Origin of the sequence: Kitasatospora sp. NPDC059599 (genome assembly GCF_042735125.1) — a bacterium.
Classification (GTDB): domain Bacteria; phylum Actinomycetota; class Actinomycetes; order Streptomycetales; family Streptomycetaceae; genus Kitasatospora.
Map to the genome: position 1 here is coordinate 38,891 of NZ_JBHWCL010000022.1, position 26,263 is coordinate 65,153.

General features: G+C 75.6%; 12 protein-coding genes. 8 read left to right on the top strand and 4 right to left on the bottom strand.

Annotated elements, in window-relative coordinates:
* Window positions 1-64 precede the first annotated feature (64 nt).
* The 4 genes from ACFV04_RS11195 to ACFV04_RS11210 all read left to right on the top strand — a co-directional run bounded on the left by ACFV04_RS11195 (window position 65) and on the right by ACFV04_RS11210 (window position 12,883).
* Window positions 65-10,273 (top strand): amino acid adenylation domain-containing protein, encoded by a 10,209-nt coding sequence (locus ACFV04_RS11195; RefSeq protein ID WP_380528441.1) that lies wholly within the window; start codon window positions 65-67, stop codon window positions 10,271-10,273.
* A 6-nt stretch (window positions 10,274-10,279) separates the two neighbouring features.
* Window positions 10,280-11,605, top strand: a complete 1,326-nt coding sequence (locus ACFV04_RS11200) for an MFS transporter (protein ID WP_380528443.1) — start codon at window positions 10,280-10,282, stop codon at window positions 11,603-11,605.
* A gap of 82 nt (window positions 11,606-11,687) precedes the next feature.
* On the top strand, window positions 11,688-12,521 hold the full coding sequence (gene ddaH, locus ACFV04_RS11205) for a dimethylargininase (protein ID WP_380347433.1): 834 nt from the start codon (window positions 11,688-11,690) through the stop codon (window positions 12,519-12,521).
* 122 nt (window positions 12,522-12,643) lie between these two features.
* Window positions 12,644-12,883, top strand: a complete 240-nt coding sequence (locus ACFV04_RS11210; protein WP_380347434.1) for a hypothetical protein — start codon at window positions 12,644-12,646, stop codon at window positions 12,881-12,883.
* A 202-nt stretch (window positions 12,884-13,085) separates the two neighbouring features.
* Here ACFV04_RS11210 and ACFV04_RS11215 read toward each other — a convergent pair whose 3' ends face one another.
* Window positions 13,086-16,280, bottom strand: coding sequence for a BTAD domain-containing putative transcriptional regulator (locus tag ACFV04_RS11215; protein ID WP_380528446.1), 3,195 nt, complete (start codon window positions 16,278-16,280; stop codon window positions 13,086-13,088).
* 262 nt (window positions 16,281-16,542) lie between these two features.
* Between ACFV04_RS11215 and ACFV04_RS11220 the strand changes: the two genes are divergently transcribed.
* Window positions 16,543-17,613, top strand: a complete 1,071-nt coding sequence (locus ACFV04_RS11220) for a hypothetical protein (RefSeq protein WP_380528448.1) — start codon at window positions 16,543-16,545, stop codon at window positions 17,611-17,613.
* A gap of 105 nt (window positions 17,614-17,718) precedes the next feature.
* Here ACFV04_RS11220 and ACFV04_RS11225 read toward each other — a convergent pair whose 3' ends face one another.
* Complete coding sequence (locus ACFV04_RS11225) at window positions 17,719-18,072, bottom strand: hypothetical protein (RefSeq protein ID WP_380528450.1); 354 nt, start codon at window positions 18,070-18,072, stop codon at window positions 17,719-17,721.
* A 270-nt stretch (window positions 18,073-18,342) separates the two neighbouring features.
* Here ACFV04_RS11225 and ACFV04_RS11230 point away from each other — a divergent pair, with 270 nt between their 5' ends.
* Complete coding sequence (locus ACFV04_RS11230) at window positions 18,343-19,707, top strand: M64 family metallopeptidase (protein WP_380528451.1); 1,365 nt, start codon at window positions 18,343-18,345, stop codon at window positions 19,705-19,707.
* A gap of 74 nt (window positions 19,708-19,781) precedes the next feature.
* On the opposite strand, the gene ACFV04_RS11235 is transcribed toward ACFV04_RS11230, so the two are convergent.
* On the bottom strand, window positions 19,782-20,981 hold the full coding sequence (locus ACFV04_RS11235) for a CapA family protein (protein WP_380528453.1): 1,200 nt from the start codon (window positions 20,979-20,981) through the stop codon (window positions 19,782-19,784).
* A gap of 261 nt (window positions 20,982-21,242) precedes the next feature.
* Window positions 21,243-22,250, bottom strand: coding sequence for an alpha/beta hydrolase (locus ACFV04_RS11240; protein WP_380528455.1), 1,008 nt, complete (start codon window positions 22,248-22,250; stop codon window positions 21,243-21,245).
* A gap of 253 nt (window positions 22,251-22,503) precedes the next feature.
* Here ACFV04_RS11240 and ACFV04_RS11245 point away from each other — a divergent pair, with 253 nt between their 5' ends.
* Window positions 22,504-24,225 (top strand): SPFH domain-containing protein, encoded by a 1,722-nt coding sequence (locus ACFV04_RS11245; protein ID WP_380528457.1) that lies wholly within the window; start codon window positions 22,504-22,506, stop codon window positions 24,223-24,225.
* Window positions 24,226-25,227: 1,002 nt separating this feature from the next.
* Window positions 25,228-26,250, top strand: coding sequence for a phytanoyl-CoA dioxygenase family protein (locus ACFV04_RS11250; protein WP_380528459.1), 1,023 nt, complete (start codon window positions 25,228-25,230; stop codon window positions 26,248-26,250).
* Window positions 26,251-26,263: the final 13 nt, after the last annotated feature.

Genomic DNA, 26,263 nt, shown 5'->3' on the forward strand with positions numbered 1-26,263 from the left:
CGCCGTCCGACCGCCCCGCCCCGAACACCCCGTGCCGTGCCGTGTCGTGAGTAGAGGAAGCACCGTGATCCCGGTTTCGTACGCCCAACAGCGTCTCTGGCTGATCGACCAGATCGAGGGGCCGACCGCGCTGTACAACCTGCCGTTCGCCCTGCGCCTGCGCGGCGAGCTCGACACCGCCGCGCTGCGCGCAGCGACGGCGGACGTGGTCGCCCGGCACGAGGCCCTCCGCACGGTGTTCCCGGTGGCCGGGGGAGTCCCGGTGCAACGGATCCTGCCCGCCGAGGAGGCGCAGCCGCGCTTCCGGGTGGTGGACCTGGCACCGGCCGACTACCCCGCCCACCGGGACGCGGCCGCCGCCGAAACCTTCGACCTGAGCAGCGAACTGCCCATCCGGGTCACGGTGTTCACCCTCTCCCCGACCGAGCACGTGCTGCTCGTCGTCCTGCACCACATCGCCGGTGACGGCTGGTCGCTCGGCCCGCTGCTGCGCGACCTCGCCACCGCCTACCGGGCCCGGCTCACCGGCCGCGGCCCCGACTGGGAGCCGCTGCCCATCCAGTACGCCGACTACGCGCTCTGGCAGCGCGACCTGCTCGGCGACGAACACGACCCCGAGAGCCTGCTCGCCCGTCAACTCGACCACTGGCGCGCGGCCCTGGCCGGCCTGCCGGAAGAACTGGAGCTGCCCACCGACCGGCCCCGACCGCCCACCCCCACCGGCGCCGCCGACTCCGTGGACCTCGCCTGGGGCGCGGACCTGCACACCGCCCTGCTCGACCTCGCCCGCACGCACCGCACCACCCTGTTCACCGTCCTCCAAGCCGGCCTGGCCGCGCTGTTCACCCGGCTCGGCGCCGGCACCGACATCCCGATCGGCACCGGCGTCGCCGGCCGCTCCGACGAGGCCCTGGACGACCTGGTCGGCTTCTTCGTGAACTCGCTGGTGCTGCGGGCCGACACATCCGGCGACCCGAGCTTCGCCGAACTGCTCGGCCGGGTCCGGGAGGCCCAGCTCGACGCCTTCGCCCACCAGGACGTCCCCTTCGAACGCCTGGTGGAGGAACTCAACCCGCCCCGCGCGCTCGGCCGCCACCCGCTGTTCCAGACCCTGCTGGTGCTCCAGAACCACGGACAGGACGCCGGACTCGACCTGCCCGGACTGCGGTCGGCCCCCGAGCCGATCGGCCTGCGGGTCGCCAAGTTCGACCTCAACATCGGCATCGCCGAACACCACCACGCCGACGGCACCCCCGCCGGCCTCACCGGCTCCGTCGAGTACGCCGCCGACCTCTACGACCACACCACCGTCACCGCCCTGGCCGACCGGCTGGGCCGGCTGCTGGCCGGCGCCGCCGCCGACCCGCACGCCCCCATCGGCACCCTCGACGTCCTCGCCCCCGAGGAGCGCACCCGCATCCTCGTCGAGTGGAACGCCACCGACACCCCCCGCCCGACCGGCACCCTCGCCGAATCCTTCGAGCGCCAGGCCGACCGCACCCCGGACGCCGTCGCCCTCGCCCACGACGGCGGCACCCTCGACTACGCCGAACTCGACACCAGGGCCAACCGCCTCGCCCACCACCTGACCACCCTCGGCGTCGGCACCGAGACCCCCGTCGCGATGCTGATGGAACGCTCCGTCGACGTCGTCGTCGCCACCCTCGCGATCCTCAAGGCCGGCGGCTGCTACGTCCCCATGCACCCCGGCCTGCCGCCCGAGCGGATGGCCGACGTGCTCGCCGACACCGGCGCCCCCGTGCTGCTCACCGACCGCGCCGACCCGGGCTTCCCGCACACGGCCGTCGTGGTCCGCCCCGGCGACGAGGCCGACGCCCCCGCCCACCGCCCCGAGGTGCCCGTCCACCCGGACCAGCTCGCCTACGCGATGTACACCTCCGGCTCCACCGGGCGCCCCAAGGGCGTCGCCGTGCGCCACCGCGACGTCCTCGACCTCGCCGCCGACCGCCGCTGGCAGGACGGCAGCCACCGGCGGGTCCTGCTGCACTCCCCGCACGCCTTCGACGCCGCCACCCACGAGATCTGGACGCCCCTGCTGGCCGGCGGCACCGTCGTGGTCGCCCCGCCCGGGGCCCTCGACGCCGCCGCCCTGCACGCCGTCACCACCCGGCACGACGTCACCGCGGTCTTCCTCACCAAGGCCCTGTTCGACCTCGTCGCCGAACAGGCCCCCGAGACCTTCGCCGCCCTGCGCGTCGTCCTCACCGGCGGCGAGGCCGCCTCCGGCGTGCTGATGCGCCGCGTCCTGGACACCTGCCCCGACCTGCTGCTCGCCCACGTCTACGGCCCCACCGAGACCACCACCTTCGCCACCCACCACCCGCTCACCGCCGCCGACCTGGAAGGCCCGCGCGTCCCGATCGGCGGCCCCCTCGACGCCATGCGCAGCTACGTCCTCGACGCCCGGCTGCAGCCCGTCCCGCCCGGCGTCCCCGGCGAGCTGTACATCGCCGGCGCCGGCCTGGCCCGCGGCTACCTCAACCGGCCCGGCCTGACCGCCGAACGCTTCGTCGCCTGCCCGTTCACCCCCGGCGGCGAGCAGGGGCTCAGGATGTACCGCACCGGTGACCTCGTGCGGCTGCGCGCCGACGGCGCGGTGGAGTTCCTCGGCCGGATCGACGGCCAGGTCAAGCTGCGCGGCTTCCGGATCGAACTCGGCGAGATCGAGGCGGCGCTCTCCCGCCACCCCGCCGTCCGCCAGGTCATCGTGATCGCCCGCGAAGACCGCCCCGGCGACACCCGGCTGGTCGCCTACTGCACCGCCGACGCCGCGCTCACCGCCGACGAGCTGCGCTCCTTCGCCGGCACCACCCTGCCCGGCTACATGGTCCCCGCCGCCGTCGTCCTCCTCGACGCCCTGCCGCTCAACAACAACGGCAAGGTCGACCGCAGGGCCCTGCCCGCCCCCGACCTCGCCGCCGACGACAGCGGCCGCGCCCCGCGCGACGACCGCGAACGGGCCCTGTGCGACCTCTTCGGCGACCTGCTCGGCATCGACGACATCACCATCGACGACGACTTCTTCGCGCTCGGCGGCCACTCGCTGCTGGCCACCCGCCTCGCCGGCCGGGCCCGCACCGACCACGGCATCGAGCTCTCCATCGGCGACCTCTTCCAGGCCCCGACCGTCGCCGGCCTGGTCGAACGGCTCGCCGACCGCACCGCCGGGGCCGGCGCCCCGGCCCGCCCGGCGCTGCGCCCCGTCGCCCGGCCCGAGCGGGTGCCGCTCTCCTTCGCCCAGCGCCGCCTCTGGTTCCTCGCGCAGGCCGACGGCCCGTCCGCCACCTACAACGTCACCCTCGCCCTGCGGCTGCGCGGACCGCTCGACGTCACCGCCCTGGAGGCCGCGCTCGGTGACGTCGTGCACCGGCACGAGGCGCTGCGCACCGTGTTCGGCGAGCAGGACGGCACCCCGTACCAGCGCGTCCTGCCCGCTCCCACCGGCGGCCTGCTCACCGTCACCGACCGCCCGACGGACGAACTCGCCGGTCACACCTTCGACCTCGCCGCGGACCTCCCGGTCCACGCCTACCTGCGGAGCGAGGGCGCCGAGGAACACGTGCTGGTCCTGGTCGTCCACCACATCGCCGGTGACGGCGCCTCGCTCGGCCCGCTCTACCGCGACCTCGCCGAGGCGTACGCCGCCCGCCGCGACGGCACGGCCCCGTCGTGGGAGCCGCTGCCCGTCCAGTACGCCGACTACGCGCTCTGGCAGCGCGAGCTGCTCGGCGACGAGGACGACCCGGAGAGCCTGCTCGCCCGCCAACTCGCCCACTGGCGCGAGGCCCTGGCCGGCGCCCCCGAAGAGCTGCCGCTGCCGGCGGACCGCCCCCGCCCGCCGGTCGCCGGCCACGGCGGCGCGGTCGTCCCGCTGGAGTTCGACGCGGCCCTGCACACCCGGCTCACCGCGCTCGCCGCCGACCACGGCGTGACCCTCTTCATGGTCCTGCGCGCCGCGTACGCCACCCTTCTGCACCGCTTCGGCGCGGGCACCGACCTGCCCATCGGCACCCCGCTGGCCGGGCGGTCCGACGAGGCCCTGGACGACCTGGTCGGCTTCTTCGCCAACACCCTGGTGCTGCGCACCGACCTCTCCGGCCGCCCCGCCTTCGCCGAACTGCTGGGCCGCATCCGGGAGACCGACCCGGCCGCCCACGCCCACCAGGACGTGCCCTTCGAGCGCCTGGTGGAGGAGCTCAACCCGACCCGGTCGACCGCCTGCACCCCGCTGTTCCAGGTGATGATCGCCTTCGCGGGCGCCGCCGAGGACGGCCCCGACCTCGCCGGCGTGACGGTGACGGAGGAGCCGGTCGACTTCGGCACCGCCACCTTCGACCTCACCCTGCGGCTGGTCGAGCGGCAGGGCGCCGACGGCGCCGCCGCGGGCCTGGCCGGCGTCCTGGAGTACGCCACCGACCTCTTCGACCGCGAGAGCGCCGAACGGCTGGCCGCCGCCCTGGGGGCGATCCTGCGTCAGGTCGCGGACGACCCCGGCCGCCCGGTCGCCGAGCTGGACGTGCTGCCCGCCGACGAGCGGGCCGAGGTCGGCGGCCGCCCGCCGCTGCCCGAGCAGGTGCCGCTGCTGCCGGCCGCCTTCGCGGCGCAGGCGGCCGGGACCCCGGAGGCCGTGGCCCTGGTCTGCGGTGACACCGCGCTGACCTTCGCCGAGCTGAACGCCCGGGCCAACCGGCTCGCGCACCGGCTGATCGCGGCGGGCGTCGGCCCCGAGGCCGTGGTCGCCCTCGCGCTGCCGAGGTCGGTCGAGAGCGTGGTGTCGATCCTGGCCGTGCTGAAGGCCGGCGGCGCCCACCTGCCGCTGGACGCCGACCACCCGGCCGACCGCACCGCCCACACCCTGGCCGAGGCCCGACCGGCACTCGTGCTGACCGATGACCGCTGGCCGCTGCCGGAGGCGCTCGACGGGCACCGGGTGCTCGACCTCACCGGGGACGTGACCGGCCTCGCCGGGGACCCGGCCGCCCCGCAGCCGAACCCCGCCGCGCGGGCCACGGCGGCCGACGCCGCCTACCTCATCTTCACCTCCGGCTCCACCGGCCGGCCCAAGGGCGTCGTCGTCCCGCACGGCAGCATCGCCGCCCTGCTCGCCGCGCACCGCACGGGAGTACAGGCGGGCGTCGCCCGGCAGCGGGTCGCGCTCACCGCCTCGCTCAGCTTCGACGCCTCCTGGGACGGCCTGCTGTGGCTGGTCGCCGGCCACGAGCTGCACCTGATCGGCGGCGACGTGCGCCGCGACGCCCGGGCCCTGGTCCGCCACGTGCGGGAGCACCGGATCGGCGTGCTGGAGGTCACCCCCTCCTACGCCGAGCAGCTGATCGAGGAGGGCCTGCTGGAGGAGCCCGCGCCGGCGCTGGTGCTGCTGGGCGGCGAGGCCGTCGGCCAGGCGCTCTGGACCAGGCTGCGCGAGGCCCCGCACACCGCCGCCCACAACCTGTACGGCCCGACCGAGTGCACGGTCGACGCCCTGACCCACCCGCTGGACGCCACCGAACGGCCCGTCCTCGGCCGCACCGTCGCGGGCACCCGCGGCTACGTCCTGGACGAGCACCTCAACCCCGTCCCGGTCGGGGTACCGGGGGAGCTGTACCTGGCCGGCGCCGGCCTGGCCCGGGGCTACCTGGGCCGGCCGGGCCTGACGGCGGAGCGCTTCGTCGCCTGCCCCTTCGAGCCCGGGGACGGGCCCCTCGCCCCCAGCCTGGCGGCCGGGAGGTACCCCCAGCCCGGCGGCGGGCAAGGAGGGAGGATGTACCGCACCGGCGACCTGGTCCGCCGCACCCGCGACGGGGAGCTCGAGTACCTCGGCCGCACCGACCACCAGGTCAAGATCCGCGGCTTCCGGATCGAACTCGGCGAGATCGAAAGCGCCCTGACCGCCCACCCGGCGGTCCTGCAGGCCGCCGTCCTGCCGGACGAGGACGGACTGCGCCTGGTCGCCTACGTGGTCACCGACGGCCCGCTCGACCCGGCGGACGTCCGGGCCGGCGCGGCCCGGACGCTGCCCGGCTACATGCTGCCGGCCGCGATCGTGCCGCTGGACGCCCTCCCGCTGAACGCCAACGGCAAGCTCGACCGCTCCGCCCTGCCCGCACCGGACTTCGGCGCACTGTCGGCGGGGCGCGCGGCCCGCACGCCCCAGGAGGAGATCCTCTGCGGACTGTTCGCGGAGGTGCTCGGCCTGGACGCGGTCGGCATCGACGACGACTTCTTCGCGCTCGGCGGCCACTCCCTGCTGGCCACCAAGCTGCTCAGCCGGGTCCGGGCCGCCCTGGGCGCCGAGTCCGGCATCCGGGACGTCTTCGAGGCGCCGACGGTCGCCGGGCTGGCCGCCCGCCTGGGCACCGGCCCGCAGCGCCTCGCGCTGACCGCCGGGGGCGAGCGCCCGGACCGGGTGCCGCTGTCCTTCGCCCAGCAGCGGCTCTGGCTGATCGACCGGATGGAGGGCCCCAGCGCCCTCTACAACGCCCCGGTGGCGCTGCGCCTCGCCGGCGGACTGGACACCGCCGCGCTCGAACGCGCCCTCGGTGACGTGGTCGCCCGGCACGAGAGCCTGCGCACCCTGATCGCCGAGGAGGACGGCACCCCGTACCAGCGCGTCCTCCCGGCCGGCGAGGCCGCCGTCCCGCTCGACACCCTGGACTGCCCGGCCGCCGAGGTGGCCGCCACGGTGGCCGCGCTGTGCCGCCGCGCCTTCGACCTGCGCACCGAACTCCCCGTCCGTGCGGCCCTGTTGCGGGTCTCCACCGAGGAGCACGTGCTGGTCCTGGCGCTGCACCACATCGCGAGCGACGGCTGGTCCCTCGGTCCACTGGTCCGCGACCTCACCACCGCGTACGCGGCCCGCATCGACGGCGCCGCCCCCGGCTGGTCGCCGCTGCCCGTGCAGTACGCCGACTACGCGCTCTGGCAGCGCGAGCTGCTCGGCGACGAGGACGACCCGGAGAGCCTGGCCGCCCGCCAACTCGCCTACTGGGGCGAGACCCTGGCCGACCTCCCGGACGAGGCGACGCTGCCGCTGGACCGCCCCCGCCCGCCCGTGGCCTCCCACCGCGGCGACCGGGTCGCGCTCAGCCTCGGCGCCGAGTGCCACCGCGACCTGGTCGCGCTGTCCCGGGCCCACCGGGTCACCCTGTTCATGACCGTCCAGGCGGCCCTGGCCGCGCTGCTGACCCGGCTCGGCGCGGGCACCGACGTCCCGATCGGCTCGGTGGTGGCCGGGCGTTCCGACGAGGCGCTGGACGAGCTGGTCGGCTTCTTCGTCAACACGTTGGTGCTGCGCACCGACACGTCGGGCAACCCGAGCTTCACCGAACTCCTGGCCCGCGTCCGGGAGACCCAGCTCGACGCCCACGCCCACCAGGACATGCCCTTCGAACGGCTGGTGGAGGAGCTCAAGCCGACCCGCTCGCTCGCCCGGCACCCGCTCTTCCAGGTCATCCTGCTGCTGGAGGGCTCGGGCTCGGGCTCGGGGTCGCCGCTCGCCGGTACCGGCCTGGACGCCTCCGTGGTGTCCTCCGGCGGCTCGGTCGCCAAGTTCGACCTGTGCGTGGGCCTCGGCGAGTCCTTCGACGAGGACGGCGCCCCGGCCGGCCTGGAGTGCGCGATCGACTTCGCCACCGACCTGTTCGACCGGGAGACGGTCGAGGCGATCGCCGGGCGGTTCGGCCGGCTGCTGGCGGCCGTGGCCGCGCGGCCCGAACTGCCGATCGGGCGGGTCGAGTTGCTGTCCGGCGCGGAGCGCTCGGCGCTGCCCGTGGACGGCGGCGCGCTGCCCGAGCAGGTGCCGCTGCTGCCGGCCGCCTTCGCGGCGCAGGCGGCCGGGACCCCGGAGGCCGTGGCCCTGGTGTGCGGTGACACCGCGCTGACCTTCGCCGAGCTGAACGCCCGGGCGAACGGCCTCGCGCACCGGCTGATCGCGGCGGGCGTCGGCCCCGAGTCCGTGGTCGCCCTCGCGCTGCCGAGGTCGGTCGAGAGCGTGGTGTCGATCCTGGCCGTGCTCAAGGCCGGCGGCGCCTACCTGCCGCTGGACGCCGACCACCCGGCCGACCGCACCGCCCGGACCCTCGCGGACGCGGCCCCCGCCCTCGTCCTCACCGACGGCCGGTGGCCGGAGCCCACGGCCCTGGCCGGGCTGCGCACCCTGGACGTCAGCGGAGCGGACGGGCCGGACACCGACCCGGCCCCGCGCGCCTCGGCCGGCAACGCCGCCTACCTGATCTACACCTCCGGCTCCACCGGCCGGCCCAAGGGCGTCGTCGTCCCGCACGGGAGCATCGCCGCCCTGCTGGCCGCCCACCGGACCCTCCTGGTCGACCCGGCCGAGACCGCGCACGGCCGACTGCGCGTCGCGCTCACCGCCTCGCTCTCCTTCGACGGATCACTGGAACCCCTGCTCTGGCTCTTCGCCGGGCACGAGCTGCACCTGATCGACGACGAACTGCGCCGCGACCCGGCGGCCCTGGTCCGGCACGTCCGGGCCGCGGGCATCGGCGCCATGGACCTCACCCCCTCCTACGCCGAACGGCTCGTCGCGGAGGGCCTGCTGGAGGACGGCGCACCGGCCCTGCTGGTGCTCGGCGGCGAAGCCGTCGGCCAGGCCCTGTGGACCAGGCTGCGCGAGGCACCGGGCACCGCCGCCCACAACCTCTACGGCCCGACCGAGGCCACCGTCTACGCCCTCGGCCGGCCCGTCGACACCGCGGAACGCCCCGGCCTCGGCGGCCCGATCCCCGGCGTCCGCGCCCACGTCCTGGACGAGCACCTCAACCCCGTCCCGGTCGGGGTGCCGGGGGAGCTGTACCTGGCCGGCGCCGGCCTGGCCCGGGGCTACCTGGGCCGGCCGGGCCTGACGGCGGAGCGCTTCGTCGCCTCGCCCTTCGAGCCCGGAACCCGGCTGTACCGCACCGGCGACCTGGCCCGGCGCACCCGTGACGGCGGCCTGGAGTTCCTGGGCCGCACCGACCACCAGGTCAAGATCCGCGGCTTCCGGATCGAACCCGGCGAGATCGAGCACGTGCTGACGCTGCACCCGGCCGTGAGCGCCGCCGCCGTCCTGCCCGCCGAGGACGGACTGCGCCTGGTCGCCTACGTGGTCGCCGACGGCCCGCTCGACCCGGCCGAACTGCGCGCCTTCGCCGCCGGACACCTGCCCGGCTACATGCTGCCCGCCGCCGTCGTCCCGCTGGCCGCCCTGCCGCTCACCGGCAGCGGGAAGCTCGACCGCACGGCGCTGCCCGCACCGGACTTCGGGCAGCTCACCGGCGGCCGTGCCGCCCGCACCCCGCGGGAGGAACTGCTCTGCGCCCTGTTCGCCGAGACCCTCGGCCTGGATGCCGTCGGCATCGACGACGACTTCTTCGACCTCGGCGGCCACTCCCTGCTGGCCATGAAGCTCCTCGCCCGGGTCCGCGCCGCCCTCGGCGTCGACCCCGGCATGCGGGCCCTGTTCGAGGCGCCCACCGTGGCCGGGCTCGCCCGCCGGCTCGACCACGGCGCGGCCGCCGACGCCCTGGACGTGGTGCTGCCGCTGCGCACCGGCGGCGACCGGCCCCCGCTGTTCTGCGTCCACCCGGCGGCCGGCATCAGCTGGGTCTACTCCGGCCTGCTGCGCCACCTCGGGCCCGACCAGCCGGTGTACGGGCTCCAGGCCCGCGGCCTGCGCGGCGGCGCCCCGGCGAGCGTCGCCGAGATCGCCGAGGACTACGTGCGGCAGATCCGCGCCGTGCGACCCGACGGCCCGTACCACCTGCTGGGCTGGTCCTTCGGTGCCGTGGTCGCGCAGGAGATGGCGGTCCGGCTGCGGGCCGAGGGCGCCGAGGTCGGTCTGCTCGCCCTGCTGGACGGCGCCCCGGCGGCCCGCACCGCCACCGCTCCGACCGTCGAACCCGCCGACACCCTGGACGAGTTGCTGCGCTCGCTCGGCCACGACCCGGCCGACGAGCGCGGCCTGGAGAGTCTGAAGGCCGTGCTCGGCGACGCCGTGGCCGTGCTGCCCGAGGTCTTCGACCGGCACCGCAAGCTGATGGCCGAACACGTGCCGGACCGCTACAGCGGGGACGCCGTCTTCTTCGGCGCGACCACCGGCAAGCCCGCGGACTGGCCGTACGAGCAGGCCTGGCAGCCGTACCTGGACGGCCGGATCGAACCGCACCGCCTCGCCTGCGCGCACGGCGAACTGACCCAGCCGGAACCCCTCGCACGGATCGCCGCCGTGCTGGCCGAGAAGCTTGGAGCGTGACCCGCGATGACCACCACCGTCCCGATCGAGACGCCGGCGCCGCCGGACCGGCCGCGCGGCCGGTGGGGCCTGTGGGCCCACGGGGACTTCCGCCGGCTCTGGATCGGTGAGACCACCAGCACCCTCGGTACGGCGGTCGGCAGCGTGGCGCTGTCCCTGGTGGCCGTCGTCACCCTGGGCGCGGGCCCGCTCGCGGTCGGCGTGATCAACGCCGCCGCCTGGCTGCCCTGGCTGTTCCTCGGCCTGCCGGCCGGCGCCTGGGTGGACCGCTGGCCCCGGCTGCGGGTGATGCTGGTCTGCGACCTGCTGCTGCTCGCGCTCTTCGGCAGCGTCCCGGTCGCCGGCTGGCTGGGGGTGCTGTCCCTCGCCCAACTGGCCGTGGTGGCCCTGCTGACCGGGGCGGTGAAGGTGTTCTTCTCCACCGCGTACGGGGCGCTGCTGCCCACCCTGGTCGCCAGGGCCGACCTGCTGGAGGCCAACGTCAAGCTGCGCTCCGGCGCCTCCGCGGCGGAGATCGCCGGACCGGGCGTGGCCGGCCTGCTCTCCCAGGCCTTCGGCGCCGCCAGCGGGATGCTCGCCGACTCGCTCACCTACCTGGTGTCGGCGGTCTGCCTGCGGCGGATCGGGACCGAGGAGCGTCCCCCGCCGGTGTCCGAGCGGCGCGGCATCCCGCGCGAGATCGGCGAGGGCGTCCGGTTCCTGCTGCGCGACCCGTACCTGCGCACGCTGGCCTGCTTCGCCGCGGTCGGCAACCTCGGACTGAACGGCATCCAGGCGGTGCAGACGGTCTTCCTGGTGCGCAGCGTGGGGATCGAACCCGGCGCGGTGGGCGGGGTGTTCGCGCTGGTGAGCGTCGGCGGACTGGCCGGGGCGATGCTGGCCGGACGGATCGCCCGCCGGCTGGGCACCGCGCGCGCCCTGCTGGTCTGCGAGCTGGTGGTCGCGCCCTTCATCCTGCTGCTGCCGCTGGCGGGCGAACGGCTGCCGCTCGTGGTCAGCGCGCTCGCCTGGGCGGTCGCGGTCTGCGGCGTGGTGGCGGGCAACGTCCTGGCCGGCAGCTTCTCCCAGGCCTACTGCCCGCCGGAGCTGATCGGCCGGATCCGGGCCAGCTCCGCGACCGTCAACTACAGCGCCATCCCGGTGGGCGCCCTGCTCGGCGGCTGGCTCGGCGAGGTGATCGGCGCCCGCAGCACCATCTGGCTGATGGCGGGCGTGCTGCTCTCGGCCGGCCTGGTACTGCTGGCCAGCCCGCTGCGCGGTCTGCGCGACTTCCCGACCCGGCCCTCGGCTCCGGCGGCCGACCCGGCCCCGGCGCCCGACCCGGCCGCCTGACCCGAACCCGGCCGCCTGACCCGGCCCGAAACCCGTCCGCCCCCTGCTTCCTGCCCTGCCCCGTCCCGTCCCGGAGGACCCGATGTCCCGCACCGTCCGCCCGACCCGCACCGCCCGTCCGCGCCGCTACCTGATGTGCCGTCCGGACCACTTCGACGTCACCTACGCGATCAACCCCTGGATGGACCCGGCCAAGCCGGTGGACACCGACCTGGCCGTCGCCCAGTGGGAGCGGCTGTACGCCCTGTACGCCGAACTCGGCCACCGGGTCGACCTGATCGACCCGCTGCCCGGCCTGCCCGACATGGTCTACGCGGCCAACGGCGCCACCGTGGTGGACGGCCGGGTGCTCGGGGCGCGCTTCCGCAACGCCGAGCGGGCCGCCGAGGGCCCCGCCTACCTGGAGTGGTTCCGCGACCGGGGCTTCGCGACGCACGACCCGGAGCACGTCAACGAGGGCGAGGGCGACCTCCTGCTGACCGCGAGCTTCGTGCTGGCCGGGCGGGGCTTCCGCAGCGTGGCCGAGGGGCACGCGGAGGCGCAGGAGTTCTTCGGCCGGCCGGTGGTCGGCCTGGAGCTGGTCGACCCGCGTTTCTACCACCTGGACACCGCGCTCTCGGTGCTCGACGGCGACGAGATCATGTACTACCCGGAGGCGTTCTCGCCCGGCAGCCGGACCGTGCTGCGCCGGCTGTTCCCGGACGCCCTGCTGGTGAGCGAGGCGGACGCCGAGGTGTTCGGGCTCAACGCGGTGAGCGACGGCCTGCACGTGGTGCTGCCCGAGGCGGCCGTGGGCCTGGCGGCGCGGCTGCGGGAACGCGGCTTCCGGCCGATCGGGATGGACCTGAGCGAGCTGCTCAAGGGCGGGGGCAGCGTGAAGTGCTGCACCCTGGAGATCCGGTCGGGGGCGGCCTGATCACCGCCCGGTGATCAGCGGTGCTCCGCCGTAGATCGGCCGTTGACCGGCCCCCGCAAGACTGGTGCCACACCACGACGGAGACCTTCCCCGAGCGGGAAGCCACCAAAGGAGCACCAGAGATGACGCAGCGTCCGGCCACCGCCCCCGCCCGCCTCCGGCTGTTCACCGTCGGCCTCGGGGTGGCCGTCGCCCTGGGCGCGGGTCTCACCGCCACGGTCGCGGTGGCGGAGACGGCCGGCACCGGGTCGGCGACGGTGGTGGTCGGCGACGCGACGCCGACCCCCACCCCCTCCACCCCCGGCCCGACCTCCACCCCGGTGCACGGCAGCACCGGCGACTGGAACAGCACCGGCTCCTGAGCGGACGAGCCACTGCAGGATCGATTCCTCTCGGCTGAGCACCGGTGGCACCGGCGGTGAATCAGCCGCGACCCACCCGTGGGTCAGCAGTACTCAGCAGGACTCAGGAGTACTCAGCAGCAATCGGTACGCAGCCGTACTCGGCGGTATCCGGTAGTACCCGGCAGTGCCCGGCAGCGCTCGCCGCGAAGCCGGCACCCGCTCAGCACCGGCCGGTCAGCGGCAGGGTGGCAGCCTCCCGCTGGTCCTCCACCCGATCCTCCAGCCGGCCCTCCACCCGATCCTCCCGCCGCTCGTCCGACCGCTCCTCCCGCCGGCCCTCCGGCTGGTCCCCGCACCGCCCGTCCCGCGCCGACGGGACGCCGTCCCGGCCCCGGGCGAGCAGCCCCGCCACCTCCTGCGCGTCCGGCAGCCCCAGGCGGACGAAGACCGCGTGGGCCTCCCGCCACCGGTCCCGCGCCTCGGCCTCCCGCCCGAGGTCCGCCAGCGTCCGGCCCAGCACCACCAGCGCCTGCCCGTGGTCCCGCTCGGCCCCCAGCTCCTCGCACAGCGCCAGCGCCTGCCCGGCGTGCTCCAGCGCCTCCTCGGTACGGCCCAGCGACCGCAGACTGTCCGCCAACCGGTAGCGGGCGTGCCCGGCCCGGGCCTGCAGACCGGCCGCGGTGGCCACCGCCAGGCACTCCCCGAACCAGGTGACCGCCTCCTCGTGCCGCTCCAGTCCGTGCAGCGCCAGCCCCAGCACGTACAGCGTGTACGCCCGGCCGGGATCGTCGTTGCGGGTGCGCAGTTCGGCCAGCGCCCCGTGGCAGATCGCCACCGCCTCGGCGGCCCGGCCGCTGCGGACCCGGGCCAGCGCCGAGTTCACCGTCGTCACCAGCTCGCCCGAGCGGTGGCCGAGCCGGCGGGCCAGCAACAGGGCCTCGTCGTACAGTTCCACGGCCTCGTCGTAGCGGCTGAGGAACTGGCAGACCAGACCGAGGTCGTTGAGCGCCTGACGCAGGATCACCGTGTCGCCCGCCGAACGGGAGGCGGCCACGGCCAGCCGGGCGGCCGCCTCGGCCTCCTCCAGCCGGGTCGCGGCCAGCGCGACGTTGCCCCGCAGGAAGTGCGCACGACCGGCTGCCCGGTGGTCGGCGCGGTGGGTGGCGGCGGCGGCCAGGGCCTCGGCGGTGGTGGCGAGCTTGCGGTCGGGCGGGGCGAGGGCGAACGGGGTGAGCGCGATCAGCAGGTCGATCGCGGCCCCCAGCGGATCCGGCGGGCCGCCCCGGCCACCGGACCCGGCGGGGGAGGGGGCCTCGGCCACCGTCCAGGCGGCGACCTGGGCGGCCAGCGCGATCGCCCCGGCGCCCTCCGCCTCGGCCCAGGCCCGGGCCCCGTCCGGGCCGGCCAGCTCCACCCCGGCACTGCGGGCGGGCCCCAGCGCACCGGCCGCCGGATCCCCGGGGACGGCGTGCTGGAAGGCGGTGCACGCGGTGGCCAGCAGGTGGTCCAGCAGCCGGTCCCGGGCCTCGACGGCCACGCCGGGTTCGTCCGGCCTGCGCCGGGCGAAGGCCCGGAGCAGGTCGTGGTAGCGGTAGCGGCCGGGGAAGGGCGACTCCATCATCGCCACGTCCACCAGGGCCTCCAGCAGGTCCTCGGCGTCGTACTCGTCCAGGTCCAGCAGCGCGGCCGCGGCGGCCAGGCCGATGTCCGGGCCGTCCACCGAGGCGGCCAGCCGGAAGGCCCGGGCCTGGGCGGGCGTCAACTGGCGGTAGCTCAGCTCGAAGGCGGCCTCCACCGCCAGGTCGCCGATCCGCAACTCGTCGATCCGCCGCCGTTCGACCGCGAGCCGGCGGCCCAGCGTCTGCACCGTCCAGCTCGGCCGGGCGGCCAGCCGGGCGGCCACGATCCGCACCGCGAGCGGCAGGTGGCCGCAGACCTGCAGCAGGTCCCGGGCGGCCTGCGACTCGGCGGCCAGCCGTTCGGCGCCGATGGTGCGGCCGAGGAGTTCCAGCGCCTCCTCGGGCTCGAAGACGTCGAGGTCGGTCTGGACGGTCGCCGGCAGGCCGGACAGCCGGGTACGGCTGGTGGTGAGCACGGCGCAGCCCACCGCGCCCGGCAGCAGGGGCCGGATCTGCGCGGTGTCGTGGACGTTGTCGAGCACCAGCAGCAGCCGCCGGCCGTCCACCACCGAGCGGAACAGCGCCGAACGGGCGTCCAGCCCCTCCGGCACCGCGTCGGCCGGCACCCCGAGCGCCAGCAGGAAGCCGCAGAGCACCGCCTCCGGATCGGCCGGGGCGGGGTCGGCGCCCCGCAGGTCGACGTAGAGCTGCCCGTCGGGGTAGGTCTCCCGGATGCGGTGGGCGACGTGCAGGGCCAGCGCGGTCTTCCCGACCCCGCCCATCCCGACCACGGTCGCGATCACCAGCGCCTGCTGCCCCGGGGTGCCCAGGGCCGCTCCGAGCCGTCCGACCAGGACCGTACGGCCGGTGAAGTCGGCGGCGTCCGGCGGGAGCTGAGCCGGTCTGGGCGGCGCCGCCACGGCCGGCTCGACCGGCGCGTCCTGCGGCGCGGGCTCGGCCGCGGCCGGCTCCGCCGGGACGGCCGGGAGGACGGCGGGCACCGCGACGACGACCGGAGCGGCCGGCGCCGGGGCGGCGAGCGCCGGGTCGCCCTCCAGGATCCGCCGGTGCAGCAGGTCCAGCTCGGCCCCCGGCTCCACCCCCAGCTCGGCCAGGAACAGCTGGCGGACGCCCCGGAAGACCGCCAGGGCGTCCGCCTGCCGCCCGGCCTGGTACAGCGCGCGCATCAGCAGACCGTACGCCCGCTCGTGCAGCGGGTGCTCGGTGGTCAGCGAGGTCAACTCCGGGATGCACCGCGAGAACCGGCCCAACCCCAGGTCCAGTTCGATCCGCTCCTCCAGCAGGGTCAGCCGCAACTCCTGCAGCCGCTGCCGCTGGCGCTGCGCGAACGGCCCGGGGATGCCGGCCAGCGGCTCGCCCTGCCACAGGTCCAGCGCCTGGTTCAGCAGGTCGCGCGCCTGCTGCGGCTGCCCGGCCGCCGCCGTACGCTCGGCCTGCGCCGCCAACTCCTCGGCCTGCGCCGCGTCCACGGCGTGCTTGGGCACCACCAGCCGGTAGCCGTCCCCGAACGACGTCAGCACGGTCGGCGCGTCCGGCTCCTCGCCGTGGAGGACCTTGCGCCACCGCCACGCGTAGGTCCGCACCGTCGTCATCGCGGTGCCCGGCGGCTCCTCACCCCAGAGCGCGTCGATCAGGTCCGTGGCACTCGCACCGTGCCCCGGACGCAGCAGCAACACCGCCAGCATCGCCTGCTGCTGTGGACTTCCGACCTTCAGTACGGTGGTGCCACGCTGTGCCCGCATCAGTCCCAGCACCGAGAACCGGAAATCACCCATTCCTGCACCTGCCCGCCTCATGTGCTCGCCCCCGCCCGCGCACGTGCTTCCCCCCGATTGATGAGCCCCTATCAACCCACGGCACCCCGGCAGCTGTCGAGAGAACGTCGACCCGGTGGTGATCCCGTGTTGATCGACCGTCACCACAATCATCGGTGTGGCTCCCCTGCCGACGGCCCGGCACCACCCGCCGGGCCCGCCACACACCCGGCCGCCGGACCGCTTGCCCGGCGACCACCACAGCTCTCGGAGGCGGACGCCCGTGAACACCGACCTGCTCCACCGGCTGCTCGACGTCGACCCGGACACCGGACCGGTCGAACTGCTCCACCGCGCCCGCGGCGTCCGCCACCTCCCGTACCTGGTGCTCGCCGCACTCGCCCGCGAGGACGTCCGGATGGGCGAGCACGCCCGGGCCGAACTCCGCCGCGCCCGCGACCGCTCCGACCGCTACGCCCGGCTCGCCGCCGACCTCGCCGACGCCACCGGGGTCCGCCCGGTCCGCGACCTCCCGCTGGCCGGCTACTACCCGGCCGACCTGCCCCGGCCGCTGGGCGAACTCACCCTCGTCAGTCCCACCGAGGCCGCGCTCTGGCAGGCGGTCAACCGGCTCGTCACCGACCACCCGGTGGAGACCGTCGAGGTCACCCTGGTCGGCGAGCGCCCCCGCCACACCGTCGTCACCCTGCGCTGGCCCGCCGAGGACCCGCTGCTCGACCCCTGGTACCAGGTGCGGCTCGGCACCGCCGCGCTCACCGGCGACCTGGAGACCGTCCCGGTCCGCCCCTACCTGGCCGCCGACGACCACGTCGAGTGCCTGATCGCCCTCGCCGAGGAGGGCCTCGGCCGCGCCTTCCACCCGGGTGACGTGCTCGACGTCGCCCAACTGGCCGGACAGCCCTTCGAACCCGTCGAGACCGCCGCCGTGGTCGCCGCCTACCGGCTCGCCCCGGAGGCCGTCGCCCTGCTCGACCTCGCCGCCGAACACGTGCCGCTGGGCTCCCTGGCGGGCGTGCGCACCGTCCTGGAGGCCGAGGTGGCGCCCGAACTGCAGCGGCGCCGGAACACCGCCCGCCCGCTCCGGCCGCGCCGCGGCACCCTGCTGCGCCGCACCGTCACCCGGCACGAGTGGGACGAGGCCGTGCTGCTCCCGTGCGGAGCCGCCGCCGTGCTGCTCACCCCGGTCGCCGACTACCTGCTCACCGAGGAGGACGCCCGGCCGACGGCGTCCGAACGCACCGCCGCCCTCGCCGCCCTGCACGCCTGGGACGCGATGGCCCCCGGCACCCCGGGGCCGGTTCGCGTCGACCCGTCGGAGCCGCGCCACCGCTGAGCGTGGCGGGGGCGCCGGGGCCGGGGGCGTCGGGCCCGGGGCGTCGGGGTGTCGGAGTGCGGGGGCGTCGGCGCCGCGGGGCGTCCGCCACGGGCCGGGCGGGTGTCAGCCGCGGAGCACGCTGACGCCGCCGAGCAGTCCCCACGCGGCGACGTGGACGGTCGGGCCGCCGGGGCGGTCCGGCCCGTCGTCGCTGACCCCGCCGAGACGGATGCCGCCGACCACCACCCGCACCTCCAGGCGGACCCGCAGCTTCACCCCACCGATCAGGCTGAGCTTGGTGATCCGCAGCTCGGCCCCGTCGGGGAGGTCCACGTCGGTCAGGTCGATGTCGGCGCCGCCGATGAGCGAGGCGGTCACGGTGCGGCTGTGGATCTCGTGGCCCGCGAGGCGGTTGCCACCGAAGATGCCGATCCGGACGTCGGTCTTGTCGCTGTCCGGGTTCCCCGAGTGCGTCATGGCGCCCACCGTAGGGCCAGTCCGCGGTGGACGGTCCGCCGGCCCCGCACGGGCGGCGCCGGCGGGGTGGCGGCGGCCCGGTTGAACCGTTCACGGAGGATCCGCCGTATCCACCGGTGAGGTGACGGACCGGATGCGGTGTCGATCGGTCAACGGTGACCGGGCGAAGGGGTGTTGGCCGTGGCCGCCGTGGATCGCGGCCCGGAACGCCCGGCAGTGTCCCGTACGGCTCGTCGCCGTTCCCGCTGCCCGTCGATTCGGAGAAACCCCTTGCGTACCAGCAGGTTCACCTCGGTCGTCCTGGCCGGCGCCACGACGCTGGCGGCGCTCGCCGTCGGTGTCGGCCCGGCGGCCGCCGCCCCGCTCGACCCGGTCGCGGTCACGGCCGACCCGGCCGCCGCCCCGCTCGACCCGGCTGCCGTCGCCTCCGCCCCGGGTGACCAGGACGTCGAGGTCTTCGCCGAGGACGGCGCCATCAGCCGGGCCACGGTCCCCGCGGCGTCCCCCTTCGTCGCCGAGCCGGTGATGAACGCGGCCGCTGCCACCCCCGACGGTGCCGTCACGAAGATCGTCAACAACGGGAGCACGGACGGCAAGCTGGACGTCGTCATGATCGGCGACGGCTACACGGCCTCGGAGCAGGACAAGTTCCGCAAGGACGCGGCCGCGAAGTGGAAGGACATCAGCGCGGTCGAGCCCTACGCCACCTACCGCAAGCTGTTCAACGTGTGGGCCGTGGGCGCCGTCTCCGCGCAGTCGGGCGTCTCCGGGGACCCGAAGCAGGACACCGTCCGCAAGACCGCGCTCGGCTCGCACTTCTGGTGCAACTCCATCGAGCGGCTGCTGTGCGTCGACATCAAGGCCGTCGACACCTACGCCGCCAAGGCCCCGCAGGCCGACCTCGTGATCGTCGTCGCCAACACCGCCAAGTACGGTGGTGCCGGCTACGGCAGCACCCAGTCGCCGCTGGGGTACGAGGGCATCGCCACCGTGGCGGGCGGCAACGGCGCGTCCGGCCAGATAGCCGTGCACGAGACCGGCCACTCGCTGGGCAAGCTCGCGGACGAGTACGTCGCGGAGGGCCAGGAGCCCTACCGGGGCGCGGAGCCCCCGCAGCCCAACATCAGCACCCTGAGCGCCGACCGGATGCGCAAGGACAAGGCCAAGTGGTACCGCTGGCTCGGGAAGACCTCGCCCGACGGCGGGACCGTCGGCGTCTACCAGGGCGCCGGCAACTACCCGTCCGGCCTCAACCGGCCGACCGACAACTCCGTGATGCGCTCCCTCGGACGGGAGTTCAACCTCCCCGGCCGGGAGGCGATGATCGCCGGCTTCTACCGGCACGCCTCCACGCTCACCAGCGCCACGCCGGTCACCACCCGACTGGCCGCGACCGACCGCCTCACCGTCGACCTCCCGGTCTCCGGCACCAAGCTGCGGTGGTACCTCGACGGCAAGGAGGTGACGGCCCTGCGCGACCGCAAGACGATCGCCGTCACCGACCTCGGCCCTACCGGCCCCAAGCCCGAGACCCACGAACTCAAGGCCGTCGCGAACGACCCCACCTCGGCCGTCGTCGACCCGGCGCTGACCCCGGCCCTGACCCACAGCCTGGTCTGGAGCGTCACCCGCTGACCACGGGCGCGGGCCCTCACGGACTCCCGGTACGTCCGGACGTGAGGGCCTGAACCCGCACACCGCCGGTGGGTTCAGGGCGCCATGGTCAGCCCCGCCGCGGCGGCGCCCCGGCTGAGCACCGTCGAGCGGATGTGCTCCACGGCCCGGGCGTAGTCGGCCCGGCCGGGGTTGCGGCGGACGGCCCCGCGCAGGTCGAGGACGCGGTAGGGCGGGCCGAGGTCCGTCGCCTGCGGGACGAACTCGGCCTTGGCGACCGTCCACCGCTGCCCCCGGGTCGCCGGCGGGGCGAAGGTGAACCGGGCGATCGAGCTCCAGTTGCCGCGCGGATCCTCGGCGCCGTCGTAGGTGAACATGTGGCCGGCGAGCTGGTCGCCGAGGCCGTACACCGTCCAGGTGTCGTTGATCCGCTCGTAGGCCTGCGGGATGTGGGCGTGCGTGCCGAGGATCAGGTCGACGTCGGACCGGCCCCCGCCCTGACCGGCCGCCAGTTCGCGGGCCAGGGTGAGCTGTTGGTCGTTGGGCGCGTCCTGCCACTCGGTGCCCCAGTGCACGCTCACCACCACGAGGTCCGCACCGTCCGCCCGGGCGGCGCGGGCGTCGGCGAGGATCCGGTCCCGGTCGATCAGGTTCACCGCCCAGGGCCGCCCCGCCGGCAGCGGGATCCCGTTGGTGCCGTAGGTGTAGGCGAGGTGTGCCACGGTCGCGCCGCCGGCCCGCAGCAGCGCGGGCTTCCCGGCCTCGGCCTCGTCGCGCGCGGAGCCGGTGTGCGCGAGGCCCACGGCGTCCATGGCGTCGAGCGTGCGCCGGATGCCCTCGGGGCCGTCGTCCAGGGTGTGGTTGGAGGCGGTGTCGCAGGCGGTGTAGCCGGCGTCCTTGAGGGCGGCGGCGACCTGCGGCGGTGACTTGAACGCGGGGTAGCCGGTGAACGGTCCGCCGTCGGCGCCGTAGACGGTCTCCATGTGGCAGATGGCGAGGTCCGCGCCACTGATCAGCGGTTTGACGTCGGCGAACATCGGGCGGAAGTCGTACCCGGTGCCGCCGGCGTCCTCCGCGGCCTGCCGGATGATCTCGGTGTGCGGCAGCACGTCGCCGGTCGCGACCAGGGTGAACGCCCGCCGTCCGGTCGGGGACGCGGTGGTGGCGGCAGCGGCGGCGGCGACGGTGGGGCTGGGGTCGTCCGCCGGCGGTGGCGCGGTCGGGGAGCCGCAGCCCGCGGGGGCGAGGAGCAGCGTGACGGCCGTCGCGAGGACCGGTCCACGGGGCAGACGCATCGTCGTCTCGTCTCATGATCGGAAGGTGTCATCGGCCTTCCGACTATGCGATGCCCCGGCCGCTCCTCCTCGGCCCCACGCCGACGGTCACCGCCGTCTCCGAAGGGCTCCCCCGGATGCGGCGACGTCCGGCGCGGGCGCAGGTGGGGGCATGGGCGCGGGCGCGGGCGCCGGGGCCGGCACGGGTGGGGGCGCGGGCACCGACGCCGTGACGGGCCCCGCACCCCGCGGCGCCGGCGCTCCCGCCGGCACGGTTCCGCCTCACGCTCCGAGGACGCGCCGCAGCCAGGCGGTGCGGGCGGCGTGGGCGTCCCGGCTGAGGGCGGCGTGCGGGGCGAGGGTGTCGAAGCCGTGGCAGGCGCCGGGCCACACGTGCAACTCGGCCTCGCCGCCCGCCCGCCAGATCGCGTCGGCGTAGGCGACGGCCTCGTCCCGGAACGTCTCTGCGGACCCGACGTCGACGTACGCCGCGGGCAGCCCCGACAGGTCGGTGGCGCGGGCCGGCGCGGCGTACGGCGGGACGTCGGCGGTGCCGTACCGCTCGCCGAGCACGGCCCGCCAGGCGGTCGCGTTGGAGGCGCGGTCCCAGGTGTCGTGGCCGGCCATCTGGTGGCTGGAGAAGGTCTCGCCGCGGTCGTCGAGCATCGGGCTCAGCAGCAGCTGGCCCGTCGGCGCCGGACCGCCCCGGTCGCGGGCCAGCAGGGCCAGGGCGGCGGCCAGCCCACCGCCCGCGCTCTTGCCGCCGAGGACCAGGCGCCGCGCGTCCACGCCCAGCTCGTCCGCGTGCCCGGCCGCCCAGGCCAGTCCGGCGTAGCAGTCCTCCAGTGCCCCGGGGAAGCGGGTGCCCGGCGCCAGCCGGTACTCGACGGACACCACCGCCAACCCCAGCGGCAGCGCCCACGAACGCAGCAGCCGCGGCAGGACGGACCACGCGTTGCCCGTCACCATCCCGCCGCCGTGCACGTAGTACAGCAGCGGCAGCGCCCCGTGGACCCCGGCGGGCCGCCCGCTGACGAGCGTGACCTCGCTGCCGTCGGCCCGCGGCACGCGCCACTGCGCCACCTCGAACCGGCCGCCGTCGCGCAGCCGGTCGAGCGTCGGACGCGGCCGGGCGGCGGCGTCCCGCCGCTGCCACGCGGCCAGGCCCTCCGGGGTGAGCACCTCCCGCGCTCCCGCACCGGCCGCCGCCACCGCCGCCCCCACCTGCGGGTCCAGCGGCGGCACCCGCCACCCCGCCGATCCGGCCACCGTCCCCAACCCCTTCGTCACCGCTTCGTCACCCCTTCGTCCGGCGGACGCGCCGCGCCCGGCCCCGACCGGACAGCCTGCCGGACCCGCCGGCCCCGGCCCGGCGCGGGGTGGGACCGTTCCGTGCACCGCACCCGTCGGGAGGCCGTCCCCGTGGTGCGGCCTCCGTCCCCAACTCCTTTCGCCGAACGCCTACTCGGGAGTGTCCCCGATCTGGGAGACTCCGTCCGTGGAACTCGTCGTCCTCGTGTCGTAGGCCGTCCTGGTCCTCGTCGTGGTCGTGGTCGTGCTGAGCCGGGCGATCGGGTCGGTCCCGCAGCACCACGTCGGGATCGTGCAACGGTTCGGCTTCTACCGCCGGACGGCCCGCGGCCGGGTCGTCCTCCTGGTGCCCTTCGTCGACACCGTCCGCGCCCGGGTCGACCTGCGGGAGCAGCAGTTGCCGGTCGGGCCGGAGCGGCTGATCACCGCGGACCGCGTGACGGTCGACCTCACCGCCGTCCTCCACTACCGGGTGACGGACCCACTGGCCGCGACCTACCAGGTCGCCGACCACGCCTACGCCATGAGGGCGTTGGCGGCCGGCACCCTGCGGAACACCGTCGCCGCCCTGGACCTGGTGCAGGTCCTGGACGCGCCCGAGCGGATCACCGCCGCACTGCACCGGGCGCTGGCCGAGACCGCCGGCGGGCAGTGGGGTGTCGAGGTCCACCGGGCCGAACTGACGACGGTCGAACCGCCGGCCTACCTCCTCACCTCGATCCGCCGCTGGTCGAGCGCCGACCGGGACAAGCGCGCCGCGATCCTGACCGCCGAGGCGGGCCGGCAGGCAGCGATCCTGCGCGCCGAAGCGGAGAAGGAGGAGGCCCTGGTCCGCGCCGAGGGCGACGGCCGGGCCCTGGCGCTCAAGGCCGGACGGGACATGGCGACGTTCCGCGCCGCCATCGGAGGCGGCACGGGACGACCCGCCGGACACCGGCCGTCCGTAGCGCGGCAGCCCGAGCCTTCACCCGTGCCGCCGCCTGCCGCCCCCTCGCCCGAACCCGCTCCACCCGAACCCGTCCCCGTCCCGTCGCCCCTGCCCTCACCCCTGCCCGAGCCGCCGGATCCGCGTGCGTCCCCGGAGCTGCCGCTGCTCGGCCGGGTCGGCCGCTACCGGCTGGTCGCGAGGCTCGGCGAGGGCGGCATGGGGACGGTCTACCGGGCGCTCAGCCCCGGCGGGCGGTCCGTGGCCGTGAAGGTCATCAAGGCCGAGCTGGCGGCCGACCCCCTCTTCAAACGGCGCTTCGCGAGCGAGGTCGAGGCCGCCCGCACGGTGGGCGGCTTCCACACCGCCCTGGTCGTGGACGCCGACCCGCACGGCGATCCGCCCTGGCTGGCCACCGAGTACATCCCCGGGCCGTCGCTGCACCAGGTCCTGCAGCGGCACGGGGCGCTGCCCGCGCCGACCGTGCTCGCGCTCGCCCTCGGTGTCGCCGAGGCGCTGGAGGGCATCCACCGGGCCGGCATCGTCCACCGCGACCTGAAGCCCGGCAACATCATCGTCGCGGCCGACGGCCCCCGGGTCATCGACTTCGGCATCGCCCGCACCCTCGAAGCCACCCGGCTCACCCCGGCCCACCTGCTGCTGGGCACACCGGGATTCGTCGCGCCGGAGCAGCTGACCGGTGCGCCCGTCCAGCCCGCCGCAGACCTCTACGCCTTCGGCCGGGTGCTCTGCCACGCCGCCGGGGTGGCGCAGCTGCGGCACGGCGAGACGCCGGAGTCGGCCCTCGCCGTCCTGCCACGCCACCTGGCAGGCGTGGTCCTCGACTGCCTGGCCCCTGAACCCGACCGCCGCCCGACCGCCGCCGACGTCCTCGACCGGCTGGCCCAGGACCCCCTGTCGACGGCCGACTGGCTCCCCCCACAGGTCCGCCGGACGGTGGACGTCCACACGGCCCCCACCCTTCCCGGCCAGGACCGCCGTCCGGTCACACCGCCGCCGGCACCCTGAACCGGGTGCCCTGAACTCGGCTGCCGGGCTGCGGCATTCGGGGTGCCACGGTCGTGTCAGGGGCGGTACCCGCGGAGGCGGAGCGGACGGACCGCGCCGTCGGGCACCCACCTCGGCCTGTCGGGTGCGGCGGTCCGTGAAGCGGTTCCGGGCCCGCCGCGGGGCGGCGCCCGCGGGCTCGTGGCCGGGTCCGATGCGTTCTCCCGGAATGCGCGCACCGGGGAAATCGAGGATTTCGGGGCCGTCGACGGGTTCGTGCGCGGGTGGGCGCAGATCGGCTCGATCGTCCGGATTCTCCGTCTTTGGGTTTTCGGGTCGGTCATCACAGTGACCGGTGTTCCACGAGTGGACCCGCCGGGCACAGGTGACCGGAAAACAACTCCGGTGGGGCCCAAGGGTGTCCGCGGGAACTCCCGGCGGTGGGGGGAGTGTGATCGGGCGAATGCGCCCACCGTGGATCGGGGTCCGGATCGCCGGGCGGGTGGCCGCCGCCCGGCCGGGGGACCTCGTGGGCGCTCCGGCGGCGGGGCGGCCGCATGCGGTGCTCGGTCGGCCGCCGGTCGCCGCCGGGCGGCCGTGGTGTCGTGACCTGCGGCCGCGGCGCGTTCTCCGCCCGCCGGCGCGCCGCACGGTGATCGACGGGGAATGCGGCCGGCCGGGCGCCGCCGTGGACGGCGGGAGCGACGGTGCCCGGCCGGAACGCGCGGCGTCCACCCGTGGAGGGCGGTGCGGTGGGCCGCCCACCTGCGGCGGAGCAGTAGAGGTCTAGACCGTCGACTTTCGGTCGCATTGATTGTTCCTTATAGCTTGATCCCTTGTCGTGGCCATAGCGTCTGATTCTCCGATCCGGAACGGGCACCGGATGACGAGGAACGTGCGCCGACTTCCGCGCGGGTGAACCGGACGGCCTTTGACGCACTGTGCGGCACGTCGCGGCGGCCCGAGGGGCAGACGGAAGAACAGCTTTCCGACGGGACAAGCGGAGTCTGAAGGGAGTGCATCATGGGCGAAATCGTCAGTGACTGGCGCGGCCTCGGCGACGAGGAACTCTCGCAGTACGCGACTCAGGGCTACCTCCATCTGCGCGGACTGTTCAACGAGGCGGAGGTCGAGTTCGGACTGGAGATCGTCGACAGCGCGGTGCGTTCCCTGACCGCCGGGGAGGATTCGGTCCCGTACCACGCCAGTTACTTCGACGAAGGCAGCCGCAAGGACCTGGTGCGGGTCCGGAACGCCGTGGCCCAGCGGCGCGAGGTGGCCTACTTCCTCGACCATCCGCGGCTGATCGGGCCGATGGTCTCGCTGCTCGGCCCGGGGCTGCAGGTGCTGGGCTCGGAGGTCTTCTACCGCGACCTCGGCCGGGCGCCCCACGAGCCCTGGCACATCGACGGCGGTCCCGCGATGTACGACGTGAGGATCGACCACACGCGGCGCAGTCTGCAGGCCAAGGCGCAGGTCTTCCTGACCGAGGTGTCCGAACCCCGGTCCGGCAACTTCCTGTTGATCCCGGGCAGCCACACCTGGCCGGCGCCCACGACCGCCGACATCGAGGAGCTGAACCGGCAGCAGCGCGCGGGTGGCGTCCCCGGGGCGCTGACCGTGCGCGCGGAGCCCGGTGACGTGCTGCTGTTCCCGTACTCGCTGTGGCACGCCGTCGACTGCAACGTCCGCGCGCCGCGCAAGAGCCTCATCCTGCGCTTCGGGCACCTGTGGCACCGGCCGCACGACTACGACGCGCAGCCGCGCGAGGTGCTCGACGGCCTCTCGCCGCGCCTGCGCCGGATGCTCGGCGACTTCGGGGCGGATTCGCACCCGATGAACTACTACAAGCCGACCGACAACGAAGCCGTGATGAGCAGCGGCGGCGACTACACCTCGCTGGTGCCGCCCGCCCTGATCGAGCGGCACGGCGCGGACGCCTTCGGCCCCGCGTCCTGGCCGGCCCGCGGGCCCTGGACGGTCCGCAACGAAACCCCGGCACCGGCACCCGCAACGGCACCGGCACCGGCAACGACATCGCGATGAGCGGGAGGGCAAA

Bases quoted from the DNA above. Each gene is read 5' to 3' on its own strand.
- ACFV04_RS11200 (WP_380528443.1), top strand. From the start codon at position 10,280: ATGACCACCACCGTCCCGATCGAGACGCCGGCGCCGCCGGACCGGCCG.
- ddaH (WP_380347433.1), top strand. From the start codon at position 11,688: ATGTCCCGCACCGTCCGCCCGACCCGCACCGCCCGTCCGCGCCGCTAC.
- ACFV04_RS11210 (WP_380347434.1), top strand. From the start codon at position 12,644: ATGACGCAGCGTCCGGCCACCGCCCCCGCCCGCCTCCGGCTGTTCACC.
- ACFV04_RS11215 (WP_380528446.1), bottom strand. From the start codon at position 16,280: ATGGGTGATTTCCGGTTCTCGGTGCTGGGACTGATGCGGGCACAGCGT.
- ACFV04_RS11225 (WP_380528450.1), bottom strand. From the start codon at position 18,072: ATGACGCACTCGGGGAACCCGGACAGCGACAAGACCGACGTCCGGATC.
- ACFV04_RS11235 (WP_380528453.1), bottom strand. From the start codon at position 20,981: ATGCGTCTGCCCCGTGGACCGGTCCTCGCGACGGCCGTCACGCTGCTC.
- ACFV04_RS11250 (WP_380528459.1), top strand. From the start codon at position 25,228: ATGGGCGAAATCGTCAGTGACTGGCGCGGCCTCGGCGACGAGGAACTC.